The following is an 18247-nucleotide window of genomic DNA, read 5'->3' on the forward strand; positions in this document are numbered from 1 at the left end:
GAACGGCGCGACGCGCGTCGTGCCTATCCGTATGGACCGCCCATCACCGGCAGCACGATGCCGCTGATGTAGGAAGCACACGCGGGCGAGGCCAGGAACACGTAGGCCGGTGAGATCTCCTCTGGCTGCGCGGGCCGGCCCATGTCGCTAGCCTGGCCGAACTTCTCCACCTTGTCGGCGGATTTGTCGGCGGGATTCAGCGGCGTCCATACCGGCCCCGGCGCCACGGCGTTGACGCGGATGCCACGCTCGAGCAGGTTGCTCGCCAGCGACTTGGTGAAGGCGTGGATCGCGCCCTTGGTCGCGGAGTAGTCCAGCAGGTCCTTGTTGCCGAAGAGTCCAGTTTCCGACCCGGTATTGATGATCGATCCGCCGCGCCCGATGTAGGGCAATGCCGCGCGCGCCATGTGGAAGTAACCGGCGATGTTGGTCTGCAAGGTTTCCTGCAGGTGCTCGTCGGTGATGTCCTCCAGGCTGTGGCTGTGCTCCTGGAACGCGGCGTTGTTGACCAGGATGTCGAGCTTCCCGAACGCCTTCACCGCCTGCGTCACGGCCTGTTCGCAGAACCGCGCGTCCTTGACGTCGCCGGAGATGGCGATGCAGCGCCGCCCTTCCTTCTCGACCTGCCGGCGTGTCTCCTCCGCATCCTCGTGCTCGCTGAGATAAGCGATCGCCACGTCGGCTCCTTCGCGCGCGAACAGCACGGCGACGGCGCGGCCTATTCCGGAATCGCCCCCGGTCACCAGCGCGGCCATGCCCTCGAGTTTCCCGCTGCCGCGGTATTCGGGGGCCAGGTAGCGCGGTTTCAGAACAAGCTCCGACTCCATGCCGGGCTTGCGCAGATGTTGCGCCGGCAAGGGCGGCTCTGGCTGCTTGTGCACGCCTGCCTGCACCGGCGCCTTCTTTTCCCCCGCGGATTTCCTCGCCGGCGACTTCTTCGCATCCTTGCGATCGATGCGGCCCTGGATGGCGCGCTGGTCGCTCACGGTCCGTCGCACGGACGCCGGCTTGTGCCCAGTGGTGTTTGCGCTCTCATGCTTGCTCATGGGCATCGCTCAAATTCGGTATCGGCATGAGTTTCGGAATGAAGCTCGTATACGCATGTGAAGGGGACGCAAGGTCGTTGTTGCCCGACTCGTGTGCGAAGCCTGTTCAGCGAAACCGCGGCGTCCGCGCAACATTTTCTACACGAGCGATGCCGTAACTTCATTCGCGTGCGAATCGCTCAGATCTCACCGCTGTATGAAGCTGTTCCGCCCCTGCTCTATGGCGGCACCGAGCGGGTTGTCGCGTATCTGACCGACGCGCTGGTGGACGCAGGACACGATGTAACGCTGTTTGCATCGGCCGACACGCGCACGCGCGCGACGCTCGCGCCGATGCGCGACCAGGCGATCCGGCTGGATCCGGCCCCCCTCAAATCCGACCTGGCGGCGCACATGACGCTGTTGTACGACGTGCGCCGACGCGCGCATGAGTTCGACATGCTGCATTTCCACGTGGACCTGCTGCACTACCCGTTCTTCGAGGACTGCGCCGGCAAGACTGTCACCACGCTGCACGGCCGCCTGGACCTGAAAGACCTGCCGCAGGCGTATCGTCGCTGGCCGCAGTTTCCGCTGGTCTCGATCTCGGACCGTCAGCGCGGACCCTTGGGCAACGTCAACTGGGTGGGCACCATCCATCACGGGATCCCCTCCGACCTGCTGCACTATTCGCCGACACCCGCCGGCGGCTACTTGGCCTTCCTCGGCAGGATTTCGCCCGAGAAGCGCGTGGACCGGGCCATCATCATCGCGCGCAGGGCGGGAATCCCGCTGCGGATCGCCGCGAAAATCGACGCGGTCGACCGGGCGTACTTCGAAAGCGACATAGCACCGCTGCTCGACGGCGAAGGCGTCGAGTTCATCGGCGAGATATCGGACGACCAGAAAGGCCAGTTCCTCGGTGATGCATTGGCGCTGTTGTTCCCGGTCGACTGGCCGGAGCCGTTCGGCCTGGTGATGATCGAAGCGATGGCGTGCGGAACGCCGGTAGTAGCCTGGAACTGTGGCTCGGTTCCCGAGGTGATCGAGCCGGGCGTGACAGGGTGCATCGTCGAATCCGTGCAGCAGGCCGTGGACGCGCTGCCCGCCGTGCTGGCGCTCGACAGGCGCGCGATCCGCGAGCGTTTCGAGCACCGGTTCAGCGCGAGGGTCATGGCCGCGTCTTATGTGGATACCTACCAGCAATTGCTGCAGCAGGACGATGCCCTGCAGCGCCTGATCGCCTAGGGCGCCGGGCATGGATCCGGCCGCCTCCGCTTCGTTGAACACCAGTTACGTGCTGAAGGATGGCGACAGCTTCCTCATCGCCACTCGTCTCGGGGACGTCGAGGGCGGCGCCGACGGCCTGTTCCACAACGACACGCGGATACTGTCGCGGTATCGATTGGTTCTCGGCGACAGCGCGCCGATGCTGCTGAGCTCGTACGTGACCCGCGACAACGTGTTCTTCGTCGCGCACCTGACCAACCGCCAGCTGCCGCCGCTCGGCAACGACGCTTCCACCGGCCAGGGCTTGGTCTACATCAAACGCATGCGGTTCCTGCACGCGGACCGCCTCTACGAGCGGGTGATGCTGCACAACTACGGCAGCATCCCGGCGCATGTGCCAGTGACGTTCGAGGTCGACGCCGACTTCTCCGACATGTTCGAAGTGCGCGGCAGCACGCGCTCGCGCCGTGGCGAAATCCTGCCGACAGAAGTGCTCGAACACGGCGAGATCTTCCGTTATCGCGGGCTGGATTCGGCGCTTCGCAGCTCGTCGATTGCATTCTCGACCAAGCCGCTGCGCGTTGCCGGTGGCACGGTGGAGTTCCAGATCGGGCTACCCGCTGGCGGGCGCCAGGCCATCCACATCGAAGTCGGCGACGGGATGGCGCTGCCGGCTCGCGATCGCTTTCGCGCCGCGGCGGCGCTGGCGCGCTCGCGCATGCGCAAGCGCGCGCGCAGCAGCGCCCGCATCTGCAGCGAAGGGCCCTTGTTCAATGACTGGATGGACCGCTCGCGCGCCGACCTGGCGATGCTGACCAGCGAACTGGAGACCGGACCCTACCCCTACGCCGGCGTGCCGTGGTTTTCCACGCCGTTCGGCCGCGATGCGGTCATCACCGCGTTGCAGACACTGTGGCTGGATCCGGGCCTCGCGCGCGGCGTGCTGGCGTTCCTGGCAAGCCACCAGGCCCAGGAGGAATCCTCGTTCATGGATTCCGCACCCGGAAAGATCATGCACGAGACGCGCAAGGGCGAGATGTCGACGCTCGGCGAGTTGCCTTTCGGGCGCTACTACGGCGGCGTGGATACCACTCCGTTGTTCATCGGCCTGGCCGGGGCCTATCTGCACCGCACCGGGGACCAGGCGTTCATCGACTCGATCTGGCCGCAGCTGGTCGCTGCCACGGGCTGGATCGAACGCGTCTGCGATGCCAATCCGTTCGGCTTCCTCGACTACGCGCGCGGCCAGGACAGCGGCCTGGCCAACCAGGGCTGGAAGGACAGTTCCGATTCGGTCTTCCACGCCGATGGCCGACCGCCGCAGGGCGCGATCGCGCTGGTGGAGGTACAGGGCTATGTCTTCGCGGCGCTGCGCGCGATGGCGGACATGGCGCGCGTGCGTGGCGACAAGGCTTCGGTCGCGCGCTGGCTGGGGCGCGCCGAGCGCATGCGCGCCGAAGTCGAACGGCATTTCTGGATACCCGAGCGCGGTTACTACGGCATCGCCATCGATGCGGCCGGCGAGTTGTGCGCGGTGCGTGCCAGCAACGCGGGACACCTGTTGTACAGCGGACTGCCCGATGCCGGGCGCGCGGCGCAGGTGACGGAGCAGTTGCTGGACACTTCATTTTTCAGCGGCTGGGGCGTGCGCACGCTGGCACAGGGCGAGACGCACTACAACCCGATGTCCTATCACAACGGCTCGGTGTGGCCGCACGATTCGGCGCTTTGCGCGGCCGGCATCGCCGCCTACGGCCAACGCCAGGCCGCGACGCGGTTGTTACGCGGCGCCTTCGAGTCTGCAGTGCATTTCGACATGCGCTTGCCCGAGCTGTTCTGCGGTTTCGCGCGCACGCCTGGCAGCGCGCCGGTGGCGTATCCGGTGGCCTGCCTGCCGCAGGCGTGGGCGGCCGGCTCGCCATTCATGCTGGTGCAGGCCTGCCTGGGCATCAGCATCGACGGCAATAGCGGTGAGGTCGCCATCGAAAGGCCGCAACTGCCCGTCGGCATCGACGAGGTGGTGGTACGCCACATTCCCATCGGCCCGTACCGTATTCATCTGGTATTGAAGCGACTCAACGAGCGCGTCGGCGTGTTCGTGGAAGGTCGCGATGCGTGTCACGTGCCGGTGCGGATTCGCGCCTGAGGGACTGCGCGAGGCGCCACAGTGTTCGCGGGCCGAGCCCCGCCCTACGATTGGAGCAAGCGGTCAAGCGCGCCCGGTTCGCGCATCCGCGTGCGCCACCAGTCCAGTGCCGCGCCGGATTCGTCGCTGCGCCAGGCCAGGTAGAAGGTTTCCGGCGGCTTGGGCTCCTCGACCTGGCGTTCCACCAGCAGGCCGGCCTCGATGCCGGGACGGGCGTAGTGTTCCGGCAGGAAGCCGAAGCCGGCTCCCGCCACCTGGTAGGCGTATTTGCTGCGCATGTCCGGCACGGTCAACGCGTCCTGGCCGAACAGCATGCCGGTCGTTCGCGGCGGCAGGTTGCGCGCCGAGTCGGCGACGGCGATGGCGCGATGCGCGCGCAGGTCGGCCTTGGCCAGCACTTTCTTGCCCTTGGCGAGCGTGTGCGTGGGCGCGACCGCGAATACGAAAGGCACGACGCCGATCGGCTCGGCGATGTAGCCGCCACCCGACGGCCCCTCGCCGGCCGCGCCGACCAGCAGGTCGACGCGCCGGTCCAATAGCGCCTCCCAGGTGCCGGACAGCGCCTCGGTGGCCACGCGCAACCGGGTCTGGTCGGCGACGGCGTAGAACGCGGCGATATCCGCCACCAACCCCAGCGGCGACAGCATCGAATCCATGCCGATGGCGAATTCGGTTTCCCAGCCTGAAGCCACGCGGCGCACGCGAAGCTCCAGGTCCTGCGCTGCCTTCAGCAGGTAGCGGCCTTCCTTCAGCAGTTCGTGGCCGGCATCGGTGAGCGCGACGCGCGGTCCGAGGCGCTCGAACAGCTGCACTCCCAGATCGTCCTCCAGCTTGCCGACGACGTAGGAGATGGTCGAAGGCACCCGATGCAACTCCTTCGCGGCACCGGCGAACGAGCCGCGCCGGTCGATGGCGTCGAGTACTTGCAGGGCTTCGAGGCTGATCCTGAGCATTCGATTTTTTCGATGATTGGAACGGAATCTTTCCGTTTTTCAAGCGCTTCCGCCGAGCGGATACTGCGCGGCAACCGAAGGGCATGGCGATTGAAAGCCACCGAGCCACCGGCCACACGATCGAAATATTCGCACATAACAGGAGCGCCAACATGCTGCAGGTTCGCAAGAGCGAAGACCGCGGGCTGGCCAACCACGGCTGGCTGAACTCCCACCACAGCTTTTCCTTCGCCGAGTACATGGACCCGAACCATGTCCACTTCGGCCCGCTGCGGGTCATCAACGAGGACCGCGTCGCGCCGGGACAGGGTTTCGGTACCCACGGCCACCAGGACATGGAGATCATTTCCTACGTCCTGGGCGGCGCGCTGGAACACAAGGACAGCCTGGGCACCGGCTCGGTGATCCGCTACGGCGACGTGCAGCGCATGAGCGCAGGCACCGGCGTGCGCCACAGCGAGTTCAACCACTCGCGCAGCGAGCCGGTGCACTTCCTGCAGATCTGGATCATTCCTTCGCAGCGGGGTATCGCGCCCAGCTACGAGGAAAAGCACTTCGCACCGGATACCAAGCGCGGCCACCTGCGCCTGGTCGGCTCGCCGGACGGTCGCGACGGCTCGGTGCTGATCCACCAGGACGCATGGCTGTACGCGACGATCCTCGACGGCACCGATCGCATCGCCCACACGCTGCAAGCCGGTCGCGGTGCCTACGTGCACGTGATCCGTGGCGACTTGACCGTCAACGGCATCGCGCTGTCCGGTGGCGACGCCCTGAAGATCAGCGACGAAACCGAAGTCACCCTCGACCACGCGCAGGACGCCGAAGTGCTCCTGTTCGACCTTCCGCTTTGAAATATCCAAGGACATCGTCATGAACACCGTCAACAACACCTCTTCGTCCAATACCCTGTTCGGGATCGGGCGCGCGCTGCTGGGCGCGCTGTTCGTGGTCTCGGGCATCGGCAAGATCTTCGGCTTCGCCGGCGTCGCCGGCTGGATGGCCAGCGCCGGCCTGCCGTTCGCGTCGTTGCTGCTCACGCTGACCATCGCCGTCGAAGTGATCGGCGGACTGTTGCTGGTCATCGGCTGGCAGTCGCGCTGGGCCGCGCTGGCGCTGGCCGCGTTCCTGGTTCCGGTCACGGCAATCTTCCACGGCTTCTGGAGCGCCGACGATGCGCACTTTCAGGAACAGCTGACCGCCTTCCTGAAGAACGCGGCGATCCTCGGCGGCATGCTGCTGGTGTTCGATCGCAGCACCGCAAAGCGGCAGTAATCGTGCCAGGGCATCCGCGTTGCGATGACCGCACGCGGGTGCAATCCAATGCGCTGCCTTCGTTGCATGCTTGTCGCAGAGGAGTGCGCGGGAGTGCGGACAACGCAAGAACATCTTCGACACAAATTTCTGTGCATCCGGCGACGGCTCCTGACCATCGCCCGGATGCCATGGTGCGTCGTCGCCTCCAACTGACGGCGCGCCCCGCTGTCGCTGCCCGGATACCCCTCCCCCGCCGGGCAGCGGCTTTTTTATGCGTCGCTCCTTCAGCCGACCACGACAGCTGCCAGCACGGCGGTTGAACTGCGGCATGGCGTACCGCCGAGAGCCGATGGGGCAGCGCGCGCAACACCGCGTCGGTCTCGAGGCCGTGCGGATGCTGTCGCGGGCGCCAAGTGAACGATCGTGGTCACGCGCGTGCGTGCGCGTCGACATCGCCGTCAGCCGACGTTTCGACGTTATGCGGCGCGTCCGGTTGCGGTTGCGTGGCAATACGACATGCCAGCTTGAACGCAACTGAATCATTGTTCCGACCACGGGATTCTTCGTGCCCGATATCTCCTATTGGTTGCAACGGCCATGCCCATAGAAAGGTCCTGCAGCGACGGCAGTCCAGGCATTGGGCCGGGGCCCGTCGCCAGGCTCGCAGGCTTCCCCCTCCTGCGACCGATTGAAGGACCCATGCAATGAGCAAGAACAAGATGCTGTCCCGCGCGCTGCTGGCCGCCGTCCTCGGCGTCTCCGCGCTTTCCGCCCAGGCCGCCGACAAGGGCTTCTACGCCGGCGCCGGTGTCGGCCAATCGTTCGTCGACGAGCAGACTTACGACGACGAGGACACCGCGTTCTCGGTGTTCGGTGGCTATCAGTTCAACAAATATTTCGCGCTCGAAGGCGGCTACGCCGATTTCGGCAAGATCTCGCCGGACATCGCCGGCCCTGAGCTGGAAGCCGACTCGTTCTACCTGACCGCGGTCGGCAGCGTGCCGATCACCGAGAAGTTCTCCGCCTACGCGAAAGCGGGCTTCCACCGCTGGAACATCGACGACGCCATCCCCGGCCTGACCGGCACCGACGACGACAGCGGCACCGATCCGACCTACGGCGTCGGCGTGCAGTATCAACTCACCGACCGTGTCGCGATGCGCGGCGAGTACAGCCGTTTCGAGATGGAAGACCTGGACCAGGACCTGGCCCAGCTGCAGGTTCGCTTCGATTTCTGATCGAAGGCGATTGACGCTGCGCCGGATGCGCAGCGTGGGAAGAAAGCAGCGAGCCGTCGGCCTTGGGTCGGCGGCTTTCTGTTTGTGCGGCCGCACTTTTCGAAGATGCGCTCGCGAGCCAGCGTCCGATCATCGCAAAAGCCCCCCTCATCTTGCTCCGGGAACCTTCGTCCGCAATCGTGATAGGGGGTTCTGCCTTGGCTACCAACGGGTTGTGGTCAAGCGCTACGAGAAGGGCCCCGCAACCTCAGGCATTCTCGGTCGCCATCGGCGAAGCCAGCGCCACCTGCCGTCCCGACTCACGCCACGCATCGAAGCCGCCGGCCAACGGCCGCACGCGTCGGAATCCGCGCTTCTGCAGTTCGCGCGCCAACACCGCCGCCGACAGCTCGTTTGGGCAATCGCAGTACACCACTACCTGATCCTGATCGGGCAACGTCACATCGGACAGGGAATTGACGAACACCGCGCCTGGAATCCAGCCGCTGCTTTCGCGCCGCTCGTTCGAGCGCACATCCAGGATCAGCGGCGCACCGCCGGTCTCGATCAGTCCGTGCAGCTCATCGGCCGTGATCCGCGCCATGCGCAGCTGCTGCAGCACGCGATGGCGGTTGAACCACTTCCACAGGATGAATCCGAGAATCAGGACCAGCACCAGCATCAGGCCGTAGCGACCGAGCTCGTCCAATTGCGTCAGCACGCTTTCAACGACGTCCTTGAACAGAACGCCCAGCGCGACCGCAAGGCCCGACCACAACAACGCGCCGATCGTGTCGAACATCAGGAAGCGACGGGTGCTGACGCCGGTTTCGCCGGCCAGCGTGGTTGCGACCGCGGCGAAGCCCGGCACGAACTTGGCGACCATCAGCGATGCCGGCCCCCAGCGTCCGTAGACGCCGCGCGTGCGCAGCACGCATGAATCCGGCGACAGCGACAGCTTGCACATCAGCCGCACCAGCTTCGCGCCGAGGCGCCGTCCTCCGATGAACCACAACCAGTCCGCGACCACCGCGGCGAGGGTGGACACGATCAGGATCGGCCACACGCTTTCGCCGGCCTGCAGGGCCATGGACGTGGTGACGATGATCGGCGGATAGGCGGGAACCGGCACGCCGCCCTGGTCCAGGAACACGCTCACGGCCACCACCAGCAAGCCGTATGTGGCGATCAGGTACAGCAGCGTGTCCATGGAGGGACGACCGGGATTTTCGAGACGCCCATGATACGTCGCGACGCACGCCCCCATGCCGTGCCGGCTGGGCTACAGAGCGTTCCGCAATTCGCACGTAAACAGGGCGCGCCTCTCGTAGGGCGGGCCTCGGCCCGCCTTCCGATGTCGCCCTGAGCATCGGCTACCGCTACGGAACGATGCCTGGTGCGCGCCCGGAAGACGGGCGCGCACCCCGGGCCTTCAGCTCTCGTAGGCCGACTCGCCATGCGAGGTGATGTCCAGGCCCTCGCGCTCGGCCTCCTCGGCCACGCGCAGGCCGACCACGGCCTTGACGATCAGGAACGCCAGCACCGACACCACGCCCGACCACACCACCGTGACGCCGACGCTCAATGCCTGCACGCCGAACTGGTGCGCGATCGAGAAGTCCGCCGCGCCGGTACCGCCGAGCGACGGCGCGGTGAACACGCCGGTCAGCAGCGCGCCGATGATGCCGCCCAGGCCATGCACGCCGAATACGTCGAGCGCGTCGTCGGCGCGCAGCAGGCGCTTGAGGCCGGTCACTCCCCACACGCACAGCGCACCTGCGATGGCGCCGATGGCTATAGCACCGAGTGGGCCGACCGTGCCGCAGGCCGGCGTGATCGCGACCAGTCCCGCCACTACGCCGGACGCGCCGCCGAGCATCGACGGTTTGCCCTTCACCACCGCCTCGACCAGGCTCCATGCCAGCGCCGCCGCCGCGGTCGCCAGCAGCGTGTTGAGGAACGCCAACGCCGCACCAGCGGTGGCTTCGAGGTTGGAACCGGCGTTGAAGCCGAACCAGCCCACCCACAACAGAGATGCGCCGATCATCGTGAAGGTGACGTTGTGCGGCTTGATCGCCTCGCGCCCGTAGCCCACGCGGCGCCCCACCAGGTAGGCGCCGACCAGTCCGGCGACGCCGGCATTGATGTGCACGACCGTGCCGCCGGCGAAATCGATCGCCCCCTTGGCGAACAGCCAGCCGTCCGGCCCGTACCAGACCATGTGCGCGATCGGCAGGTAGGCGAAGGTGAACCACAACGCCGAGAACAGCAGCACCGCACGGAAGCGGATGCGCTCGGCGAACGCGCCGACGATCAGCGCGCCGGTGATGCCGGCGAACGTCGACTGGAACGCGACGAACACGTACTCCGGCAGCGACACGCCCGCAGTGAAGGTAGCCGCCAGGGTTTCCTTGGTCACGCCGGAAAGGAACAGCTTGTCGAACGTGCCGATGAACGCACCGCCACCCCCGAACGCCAGCGTGTAGCCGTAGGCCACCCACAGCAGCACGATCAGCGAGAATACCGCCAGCACCTGCATCAGCACCGACAGCACGTTCTTGCTGCGCACCAGGCCGCCGTAGAACAGCGCCAGGCCGGGCACGGTCATCAGCAAGACCAGCAACGTCGAGGTCAGCATCCAGGCGACGTCGCCCTTGTCGACGACCGGTGCAGCGGCGGCGGCCGTTTCCTGCGCGAGCGCGAAGCCTGGTATTGCCAGAGCCGCCATCGCGATCAACGCTGGCAGCGCTCGCGGGCGCTTGAATGCTTCGATGATGCGATGGCGATCATCCAGCGAAAGCGTCCAGAACCTGTTGCCGTCATCCCCGCGAAGGCGGGGATCCAGCGCCTCTACGCCTGTCATTGTGTCGTTTCCCCTGTTGTTGGATCCCCGCCTGCGCGGGGATGAGGATTCTGCAAACTCGTATGTGCGAATCTGGTTCATAGTCGTCGCCTCCTCACAACGCATCGTCATCGATCTCGCCGGTGCGGATGCGCACCGAGCGCTCCAGCGCCTGCACGAAGATCTTTCCATCGCCGACCTTGCCGGTGCGCGCCGCGTTCTGCAGCGCCTCCAGGGCGGCGTCGACCAGCGCCTCGGGGACGGCGCATTCGACCTTGAGCTTGGGCAGGAAATCGACGACGTATTCGGCGCCACGGTAGAGCTCGGTGTGGCCTTTCTGCCGTCCGAAGCCCTTGACCTCGGTAACGGTGATGCCGGACACGCCCACGTCGGTAAGCGCTTCGCGCACCTCGTCGAGCTTGAACGGCCGGATGATCGCGGTGATCAGTTTCATCTCACAGCTCCGTTGGTTGAAGGGCTAGAACGTCCTGGTGAGCGTCAGAACCACCGTGTCGTCGCCGATGTAGTTGCCGTGCGCATTGGTGTATAGCGCCCGTTCCGTGTCGGTATCGGTGTAGGCGAGCGCCACGGCAAATCCGCCGTCGAAGGACTTGGTCACGCCGAGCTTCCAGTCGGTGTATTCGAAGGCCCCGTTGTTCTCGATCCACTGCTTGCCACCGTGGACGTTGAGCGTCCAGGTCGGCACGAACTCCCAGTTCACCGCCGCATCGAGATAGCCGCTGCCGTCCGAATCGGCGTAGCCGAACAGGTCGGTGAGCGCGTAGGAGTACTTGACCGAGAACACGCCGGCGCTGATGCCAAAGTAGAGCTCGGCGGTGTCGGCGCTGTTGAAGCCGGACGGAAAGTCGCCGGGATACCAGTAGTACAGCGCACCGACGTCGAAGCCGACGCTGTCGCCGAACTTGCCTCGATAGCCGGCGTAAGCATCGAGTTCGAGGCTGCTGGATATAGGTGCTTGCGTCGTGGACAGATCCGACAGCCAGTTGATGTTGCTTCCCCACGTTCCGACGTAAAAGCCGCTGTCGGCGGCGTACTCCAGCCCGGCCTGGAGCGCTGGCTCCTGGTTGGTCTGCGAAACGCCGCGGAAGATGTAGTCGCTGGTCAGCGCTACGGAGCCGGACACACCGGCGCGCGCCATTTCCACAGGAGCGAGCGTCAGCAGTACGGCAATGGCGAGGCTTGGAACGACTGCAACGGATTGATGCTTCATGACACCAGGCTCCTCATGTTGGTTAGCCCCTCCCCGGTCATTGGCTTTCGTTGTTCGTGTTGCCTGCCGATGCAGCCCCACTGCACCGGCGTTGCTGCGATTGCGTTCGGTTGTCCGCGAATGTCCCATCGCGGGCGCAGTGGCCCGGTGCGCCGTGACGACACGGCACCGTTTTTCATTCGGGAGGTGTGGCGGATCGACGGGCAGACCGTCGCTGATGCATGCCCACAGGGACGGCCGCGGGTGGACGTGATGCGCGCTCGCAGGGACGGCCGCGAGACGGACGTGATGCGCCGCCGGGCGGGGCCACGGGGCATTGAGCGGTCCGCGCCCGGAGGGATGGCCACGGGCGGGAGGCAAAGCGCGCCGCGCAGGGAATGGCCGCGCGGCGGTGCAGCGTTTCAGCTCCTCCCGTTGCCTGCGCAGCGGGCCGGAGGAGGTTGGGTTGGGTGCTTTTGCTCGGTGTAGTTACCTGCAGCGCAAAGCGATACCCCGCCCCGGCCCTCCCCTTCGCCAGCGGCGAAAGGGAGGGGTTAAAGGTCATCAGACCGTGTAGTACATCTGGTACTCGAGCGGGTGCGTGGCGGCGCGGAAGCGGGTCACTTCCTGCATCTTCAGCGCGATGTAGCCGTCGATGAAGTCGTCGGTGAACACGCCGCCGGCCTTGAGGAAGTCGCGATCCTTGTCGAGGGCTTCCAGCGCCTGGTCGAGGCTGTGGCACACGGTCGGGATGTTCTTCTCTTCCTCCGGCGGCAGGTCGTACAGGTCCTTGTCGCTCGGTGCGCCCGGGTCGATCTGGTTCTTGATGCCGTCCAGGCCGGCCATCATCAGCGCGGCGAAGGTCAGGTAACCCGACTGGATCGGATCGGGGAAGCGGATCTCGATGCGGCGCGCCTTCGGGTTGGACACGAACGGAATGCGGCAGCTGGCCGAACGGTTGCGGGCCGAGTAGGCCAGCATCACGGGGGCCTCATAGCCCGGCACGAGGCGCTTGTAGCTGTTGGTGCCCGAGTTGGTGAAGGCGTTCAGCGCGCGTGCGTGCTTGAAGATGCCGCCGATGTACCACAGCGCCATCTGCGACAGGCCGCCGTAGCCGTCGCCGGTGAACAGGTTGACGCCGCCCTTGGCCAGCGACTGGTGCACGTGCATGCCGCTGCCGTTGTCGCCGACGATCGGCTTGGGCATGAAGGTCGCGGTCTTGCCGTTGCGGTGGGCGACGTTCTTGATGACGTACTTCATCGTCATCAGCTCGTCGGCCTTCTTGACCAGCGAGTTGAACTTGGTACCGATCTCGCACTGGCCGGCGTTGGCCACTTCGTGGTGGTGCACTTCGACTTCCATGCCGACCTGTTCCAGCGTCTTGCACATCTCGGCGCGCAGGTCGTGCAGCGAGTCCAGCGGAGCGACCGGGAAGTAGCCGCCCTTCACCATCGGACGGTAGCCGGTGTTGCCGCCGTCGTATTCGCGGCCGGAGTTCCAGTGCGCTTCTTCCGAGTCGATGTGGAAGAAGGTGTGGCCCATTTCATTGGCGAAGCGGACCGAATCGAAGATGAAGAATTCCGGCTCCGGACCGAAGAAGGCCTGGTCGGCGATGCCGCTGGACTTGAGGAAGGCCTCGGCGCGCTTGGCGACGCCGCGCGGATCGCGCGAGTAGGCCTGCATGGTCGCTGGATCGAGGATGTCGCAGGTCAGCACGACGGTCGGATCTGCGGTGAACGGATCCAGGAACGCGGTGGACGCGTCGGGCAGCAGCACCATGTCGGACTCGTTGATGCCCTTCCAGCCGGAGATCGACGAACCGTCGAACATCTTGCCGTCCTCGAACAGGCTCGGCTCGACGATCGACTTGGGGAAGGTCACGTGATGCTGCACGCCGCGCATGTCGACGAAACGCAGGTCGACGAACTCGACCTTGTGATCCTTGATGAGCTTTTCTACGTGTTCGAGGGACATGGCGACTGGCCTTGGTGGTGAGCGATGTCTACTACCAAGCAAGTCGCATGCCAACTTTTTTGAAATCGTAAGATATTGATTTTCAATTAATTAGTCACAGCGCCCCATCCGGACCGAGTCGACGTTCGCACCAAAAAGGTGCGCCGCACAAGGATGGGGCGCTTCCGGATTGCCGTTGGCCTGCGATTGCCGCTACTTGCCGGTGCCGCTGCCCGGCGGGAACGCCGCGAACATCTTGTCCAGGCTCTTGTCGATCTCGGCCTCGGTCTTGTTGGACTTGCTGGAGACCGCGCCGGTGGCCGTGCCCCTCCAGATCGCCTTCTGTGTGCGGCTGTCGAACATGTCGACGACCAGCGTTCCTTCCTCGAAGGTATCGACCGTGGTCGTCGCCATGCCGCCGCCGAATCCACCAAAGCCCCGCCAACCCCAGCCACCCATCGCACCGCCGCTATAGAACGTGTCGAGCGACTGCTTTTCCTGGGTCGTGATGTGCGCCGCGACGGCGACATCACCCTTCGCGCCGAGCTGCCATCCCTTGGCCTGCAATCTCGAGTTGACGCCATCGACGATGCGTTGCGCCATCAGCGGCGAATTGCCTTGGGGCTGCATGGCCCAGTAGTAGGTCTTGTAGGTGCTGAACTGCGCTTGCGGATCGGAGTCGGTGGATACCTTGGGTGTTGCCGCAACGACCACCCCCGATACCAGGATCAATGCCAAAGCCAGTGCTTTCATGTTCGTCTCCACTCTCGAGAGGGGCCGATAGACGGCGTGCGCCAGATACCGCGCGATCAGAACGTTGCTGCCGTGCATGCAATTTGCATGACATCGTTCGCGAGCCTTGCGAGACAGTCGGAGGCTGGGTAAACGGCAGCGCGTTAGCTTCTGTCACGTAGCGTTACAGAGCGATGAAGTGCTGCAACGCCGCATCGATTATCCAGGTGGCGTATAACCATGCACTGCTCAGTGCGAGCTGCGGCATGGCGAGTACGCATGTCGCATGGTCATCCGCGTCTGAATGCGCGACAGGCACGCGCCATTGGCGGTTTGAGGCCGATGCAATGGCCGTCGCCACGAATCACTTTCGTTTTCTACGCGGTTGCACCCGCGGGTGCCCCCAGGGACGAAGCCATGAAAGACCTATGGCCCAAAGAAGCCTTCACGCGCGGATTCGAGCATTGGGTGGTATCGGCGGTGCAGGTACTGCTGATGGTGATGATCGTCCTCGGGCTGCTGGACCTGGTGTACCTGCTGTTTCGTGGCGCGCGCTCGGACCTGTTGAACATCCAGACCACAGGCGAACTGCAAAGGGCGATGCAGCAGGGCTTCGCCGGCATCCTGCTTGTGTTGATCGGCCTGGAATTGCTGGAGACGGTACGCGCTTACCTCAAATCACATCGGATACGACTCGAAGTGGTGCTGATCGTCGCGGTCATCGCCTTGGGTCGCCATATCGTCGAACTCGAACTCGAGGACGTCGACGGGCTCACGCTGGTCGGCATCGCGGCACTGATCGCGGCACTGGTCGGCGGCTATTACCTGGCGCGTCGCTTGCGCGCGGACACGGCCCTGTCGTCCACGACAGCCAGTCGCGAGGAGATCAAGCAATGAACATGTTGACCAAACCAGTGGCAGTCGGCATGGCCGCATTGGGCTTCATGGGCGCTTCCGCCACTTCGCAGGCGGCCGAATGGGAATGGAAGGTCGCTCCGTATCTATGGGCGGCGAGCATCGGCACAGACCTGGAAACAGATCGGTTTCCTTCCGTATCGAATAGAGATTCGTTCTCGGACATCATCGACAAGATCGATGGCGCCTTCCAGATGCATGCAGAGGGGCAAGGCGAGCGCTTCGGTGTGTTCGGCGACTACACGTTCCTGGGCTTGGGCGACAGCAAGAACTTCGACCGGTTCGGCACGCGGTCGCAGCTGGACTCGCAGCTGCTGGAACTGGCGGCGGTGTGGAATCCCGCCGATGGGCGCTATAGCGGTCTGGATGTGTTCGCTGGCCTGCGCTACATCGACGTGGACCTGGACGTGAAGTTCGAGCCGGACGACCCGCTGCTTCCCACCGTCGAGCGCAACGTCAACGACTCGTACGCCGATTTCATGGTCGGCTTGCGCTACACGTGGAACCTTTCCGATCGCTGGGCCCTGACCATGCGCGGCGACGGCTCCTTCGGAGACACCGAAGGCACCTGGAATGCCAGCGCGATCGCGCAGTATCGGGTGAAGTGGGGCTCGTGGGCGTTCGGCTACCGATATCTTTCGGTCGAGGTCGAATCCGGCCCCACCAGCACCGACATCACGATGAGCGGCCCGGCGGTCGGATTCGCATTCACCTTCTGACGGGCGTTATTGCCCCGCAGGCTTGCCGAGCAACACGCCGTAAGACTGCAGGAATTCCACGGTGCCGTGGAATATCAGGGCCACGCCCATTGCCGAGACGAAGAAACCCACGATCCGGCTTGCTGCGTCGATGCCCTGCGGGCCGATCTTGCTCAGGATGGCTTTTGCGTAGACCAGCGACAGATAGGTGACGAATATCGCCGCGAAGACTGCCGCTGACGCCGCCGCGAACGACAGCACCAGATGCCCCGAGCTCTTGATGGTGGAGGTGAGCCCGATCACCGTGGCGATGGCACCCGGACCGAACATGATCGGCATCGCCAGGGGAATGAACGACACGTGCTGGTCGCCGCTGCCGCCACTGGGAATCATCCCGCCGCTTGGCGAAGGCGAGAACAACTCGAACCCCAGGCGCATCAGGATCACGCCTCCGACCACGCGGACCATGCTCAAGGGGACGTCGAACAGGCGCAGCAGCACGTTCCCGAAGATCAGGAAGAAGAACGTCAGCAGGACGACGTTCCAGCAGGCCTTTCGCGCAACACGCTGACGCTCCGCATCGCCCTTTCCTTCCAACAACCCAAGGAATACGGGAACGGCTTCCAGCGGATTGATGATCGCCAGTAGCGTGGTGAACATGCTGACAAACAGCGTGACCGCGGGATCCATTTCTTCACCTTGCGATGCGGTGGTTCAGGGTGATATTCAGTAGAAGCGCGGAACCGCGCGTCTTTACACCACAAAGACGCAGACCGGCGCCGGAGCAGGTCGTGAGGGGGCCGCGTCAGCGCCAGGCGCTGCCGATCTGGACATAGAACGTTTCGTCCTCCGGGCCCCAGGCATAGTCCAGGCCGACGTACATCCCGAGCTGGCGGGCGAGCAGATAGCGAAAGCCGGCGCCCTTCGAGACCCGGCTGGGACCGTCGCCGAAGTCTTTGCGTTGGCCCCAGGTGCGCCCTGCGCCCGCGAATCCGATCAACGCCCAGCGCTGTGTGACGTTCCACCGCCACTCGGTTTCGACGGTGGCCACACGCTGGCCCTGGTACCGCAGGGAGCCGATGCCACGCAGGTCGATGTAGGGCAGGCGATAGAACGGGACATCGCCGTTGGCCGCGCGCAGATCGAGGCGACCGCCGATGATCAGTCGTTTGTCGGCGACGGGTACGTAGACGTAGGAGTGCGCGCGGTAGCTCTGGAAGTCGTTGTCGCTGCCGATGGCGTCGGCGTAGAAGTTGCCTTCGATCATCCCGAGCCAGCCGCTGTTGGGCGTGAACGGGTTGTCGCGGCTGTCGTACTCCAGCGACAGGCCGAGCCCGGAGCTGCGCTGGGCCAACTCACGGTCGGTGAACAGGCCGCGATCGGATTGGGAATCGAAGGAGATGTCCAGGTCGGTGTAGGTCCAGGCCAGGCCCAGATAGAGGTCCTCGTCACCCAGTCGGCGGAATACCTGCTGGAACGACACGATGCCGTCGACGTTGTAGCCGATCTGAAGCGGCTGCAGCAGCGTGCCTGGCGTGTAGACGTCGAGATTGATATCGGCCTTGGCAACGCCTCCGCGGTAACGCCAGCGATCTTCATCGAAGTGCATGCTCGCGCCGGCGCCATAACCACTGGTGCCGTCGGAGGTGCGGATCGCACCGACTCCGTAGAGGTTCGGCGTGATCGTCCGCGTGTGCCCGTCGCTGGTCTTGCGGGTGGTGGCCGCGCCCTTCGGTCGGTGGAAGAACGTCAGTGCGACGCCACCGCCGGTGCCGACCGCGGGATCGGTGATGACGATGGGTACGGGCAGGAATCCACGATGGTCCAGCAGCCAGCGCGAGGTGTCGAAATGGCCGTCTTTCGGGTCCTTGAACAACGCGATGCGATCGCTGTCGTGAGGGGCCTTCTCGGCAGGCGCGGCAGTCGGGGATGTGGATGTGGACGTGGATGTGGAGTCGGCTGCGCTTGATGCCACGGGTATGGATGCCGCCAGCAGGAGGCCTGTCGCCGCCATCCGCGATCGGGCACTGCCGCCGCCAAGCAAAATCGCGCGTTTTATACCGCCCAGA

At 64.9% G+C, this 18247-nt stretch carries 17 protein-coding genes; 7 read left to right on the top strand and 10 right to left on the bottom strand.

Translation table 11 applies throughout. From position 1 onward, the window contains the following. Nucleotides 1–23: 23 nt before the first annotated feature. The gene (locus tag J2X06_RS14230) at nt 24–1046 is read right to left on the bottom strand and encodes an SDR family oxidoreductase (RefSeq protein WP_310063462.1); all 1023 of its coding nucleotides are present in this window, start codon (nt 1044–1046) and stop codon (nt 24–26) included. 168 nt (nt 1047–1214) lie between these two features. Here J2X06_RS14230 and J2X06_RS14235 point away from each other — a divergent pair, with 168 nt between their 5' ends. Together J2X06_RS14235 and J2X06_RS14240 are read left to right on the top strand one after the other, a co-directional pair. Further along, complete coding sequence (locus J2X06_RS14235; protein ID WP_310063464.1) at nt 1215–2273, top strand: glycosyltransferase family 4 protein; 1059 nt, start codon at nt 1215–1217, stop codon at nt 2271–2273. Nucleotides 2274–2283: 10 nt separating this feature from the next. Continuing rightward, complete coding sequence (locus J2X06_RS14240) at nt 2284–4401, top strand: amylo-alpha-1,6-glucosidase (RefSeq protein WP_310063467.1); 2118 nt, start codon at nt 2284–2286, stop codon at nt 4399–4401. 44 nt (nt 4402–4445) lie between these two features. Here the strand turns inward: J2X06_RS14240 and J2X06_RS14245 are convergent, their stop codons facing one another. Then, nucleotides 4446–5354: a LysR substrate-binding domain-containing protein gene (locus tag J2X06_RS14245; RefSeq protein WP_310063468.1), complete on the bottom strand. Its 909-nt coding sequence runs from the start codon at nt 5352–5354 to the stop codon at nt 4446–4448. A gap of 152 nt (nt 5355–5506) precedes the next feature. Between J2X06_RS14245 and J2X06_RS14250 the strand changes: the two genes are divergently transcribed. The 3 genes from J2X06_RS14250 (at nt 5507) to J2X06_RS14260 (ending at nt 7849) form a co-directional block, all read left to right on the top strand. Next, nucleotides 5507–6208 carry a pirin family protein gene (locus J2X06_RS14250; protein WP_310063470.1) on the top strand — a complete coding sequence of 234 codons (702 nt, stop codon included), beginning with the start codon at nt 5507–5509 and terminating at the stop codon, nt 6206–6208. A gap of 19 nt (nt 6209–6227) precedes the next feature. Beyond that, a complete protein-coding gene (locus J2X06_RS14255; RefSeq protein WP_310063471.1) occupies nt 6228–6629 on the top strand; it encodes a DoxX family protein in 402 nt (133 codons plus the stop codon). A 686-nt stretch (nt 6630–7315) separates the two neighbouring features. After that, nucleotides 7316–7849, top strand: coding sequence for a porin (locus J2X06_RS14260; protein WP_310063472.1), 534 nt, complete (start codon nt 7316–7318; stop codon nt 7847–7849). Nucleotides 7850–8096: 247 nt separating this feature from the next. Here the strand turns inward: J2X06_RS14260 and J2X06_RS14265 are convergent, their stop codons facing one another. The 6 genes from J2X06_RS14265 to J2X06_RS14290 form a co-directional block, all read right to left on the bottom strand. Continuing rightward, nucleotides 8097–9038, bottom strand: a complete 942-nt coding sequence (locus J2X06_RS14265; RefSeq protein WP_310063474.1) for a DedA family protein/thiosulfate sulfurtransferase GlpE — start codon at nt 9036–9038, stop codon at nt 8097–8099. 222 nt (nt 9039–9260) lie between these two features. Beyond that, entirely contained in the window at nt 9261–10556 is a 1296-nt protein-coding gene (locus J2X06_RS14270) for an ammonium transporter (protein ID WP_310063658.1), read from the bottom strand. Nucleotides 10557–10785: 229 nt separating this feature from the next. After that, nucleotides 10786–11124, bottom strand: coding sequence for a P-II family nitrogen regulator (locus J2X06_RS14275; RefSeq protein WP_310063476.1), 339 nt, complete (start codon nt 11122–11124; stop codon nt 10786–10788). A 24-nt stretch (nt 11125–11148) separates the two neighbouring features. Next, nucleotides 11149–11901, bottom strand: coding sequence for a TorF family putative porin (locus tag J2X06_RS14280; protein WP_310063478.1), 753 nt, complete (start codon nt 11899–11901; stop codon nt 11149–11151). 543 nt (nt 11902–12444) lie between these two features. Next, nucleotides 12445–13854, bottom strand: coding sequence for a type I glutamate--ammonia ligase (gene glnA / locus J2X06_RS14285; RefSeq protein ID WP_310063480.1), 1410 nt, complete (start codon nt 13852–13854; stop codon nt 12445–12447). Between the two features lie 192 nt (nt 13855–14046). After that, nucleotides 14047–14586, bottom strand: a complete 540-nt coding sequence (locus J2X06_RS14290) for a DUF4136 domain-containing protein (protein WP_310063482.1) — start codon at nt 14584–14586, stop codon at nt 14047–14049. Nucleotides 14587–14982: 396 nt separating this feature from the next. Between J2X06_RS14290 and J2X06_RS14295 the strand changes: the two genes are divergently transcribed. After that, nucleotides 14983–15462: a phosphate-starvation-inducible PsiE family protein gene (locus J2X06_RS14295; RefSeq protein WP_310063484.1), complete on the top strand. Its 480-nt coding sequence runs from the start codon at nt 14983–14985 to the stop codon at nt 15460–15462. Continuing rightward, entirely contained in the window at nt 15459–16199 is a 741-nt protein-coding gene (locus tag J2X06_RS14300) for a hypothetical protein (RefSeq protein ID WP_310063486.1), read from the top strand. Before J2X06_RS14295 ends, J2X06_RS14300 begins: the two co-directional genes overlap by 4 nt. Before the next feature lie 6 nt (nt 16200–16205). Here J2X06_RS14300 and J2X06_RS14305 read toward each other — a convergent pair whose 3' ends face one another. Next, nucleotides 16206–16868 carry a MarC family protein gene (locus J2X06_RS14305; RefSeq protein WP_310063488.1) on the bottom strand — a complete coding sequence of 221 codons (663 nt, stop codon included), beginning with the start codon at nt 16866–16868 and terminating at the stop codon, nt 16206–16208. Nucleotides 16869–16983: 115 nt separating this feature from the next. Next, nucleotides 16984–18153: a BamA/TamA family outer membrane protein gene (locus J2X06_RS14310; protein ID WP_310063489.1), complete on the bottom strand. Its 1170-nt coding sequence runs from the start codon at nt 18151–18153 to the stop codon at nt 16984–16986. Nucleotides 18154–18247: the final 94 nt, after the last annotated feature.

Origin of the sequence: Lysobacter niastensis, from assembly GCF_031457115.1 — a bacterium.
GTDB lineage: Bacteria > Pseudomonadota > Gammaproteobacteria > Xanthomonadales > Xanthomonadaceae > Lysobacter_J > Lysobacter_J niastensis_A.

Coding starts and splice junctions, on each gene's coding strand:
- J2X06_RS14245 (WP_310063468.1), bottom strand. CDS start 5,354: ATGCTCAGGATCAGCCTCGAAGCCCTGCAAGTACTCGACGCCATCGAC.
- J2X06_RS14270 (WP_310063658.1), bottom strand. CDS start 10,556: ATGGCGGCTCTGGCAATACCAGGCTTCGCGCTCGCGCAGGAAACGGCC.
- J2X06_RS14280 (WP_310063478.1), bottom strand. CDS start 11,901: ATGAAGCATCAATCCGTTGCAGTCGTTCCAAGCCTCGCCATTGCCGTA.
- J2X06_RS14240 (WP_310063467.1), top strand. CDS start 2,284: ATGGATCCGGCCGCCTCCGCTTCGTTGAACACCAGTTACGTGCTGAAG.
- glnA (WP_310063480.1), bottom strand. CDS start 13,854: ATGTCCCTCGAACACGTAGAAAAGCTCATCAAGGATCACAAGGTCGAG.
- J2X06_RS14265 (WP_310063474.1), bottom strand. CDS start 9,038: ATGGACACGCTGCTGTACCTGATCGCCACATACGGCTTGCTGGTGGTG.
- J2X06_RS14290 (WP_310063482.1), bottom strand. CDS start 14,586: ATGAAAGCACTGGCTTTGGCATTGATCCTGGTATCGGGGGTGGTCGTT.
- J2X06_RS14260 (WP_310063472.1), top strand. CDS start 7,316: ATGAGCAAGAACAAGATGCTGTCCCGCGCGCTGCTGGCCGCCGTCCTC.
- J2X06_RS14305 (WP_310063488.1), bottom strand. CDS start 16,868: ATGGATCCCGCGGTCACGCTGTTTGTCAGCATGTTCACCACGCTACTG.
- J2X06_RS14275 (WP_310063476.1), bottom strand. CDS start 11,124: ATGAAACTGATCACCGCGATCATCCGGCCGTTCAAGCTCGACGAGGTG.
- J2X06_RS14295 (WP_310063484.1), top strand. CDS start 14,983: ATGAAAGACCTATGGCCCAAAGAAGCCTTCACGCGCGGATTCGAGCAT.
- J2X06_RS14255 (WP_310063471.1), top strand. CDS start 6,228: ATGAACACCGTCAACAACACCTCTTCGTCCAATACCCTGTTCGGGATC.
- J2X06_RS14230 (WP_310063462.1), bottom strand. CDS start 1,046: ATGAGCAAGCATGAGAGCGCAAACACCACTGGGCACAAGCCGGCGTCC.
- J2X06_RS14300 (WP_310063486.1), top strand. CDS start 15,459: ATGAACATGTTGACCAAACCAGTGGCAGTCGGCATGGCCGCATTGGGC.
- J2X06_RS14250 (WP_310063470.1), top strand. CDS start 5,507: ATGCTGCAGGTTCGCAAGAGCGAAGACCGCGGGCTGGCCAACCACGGC.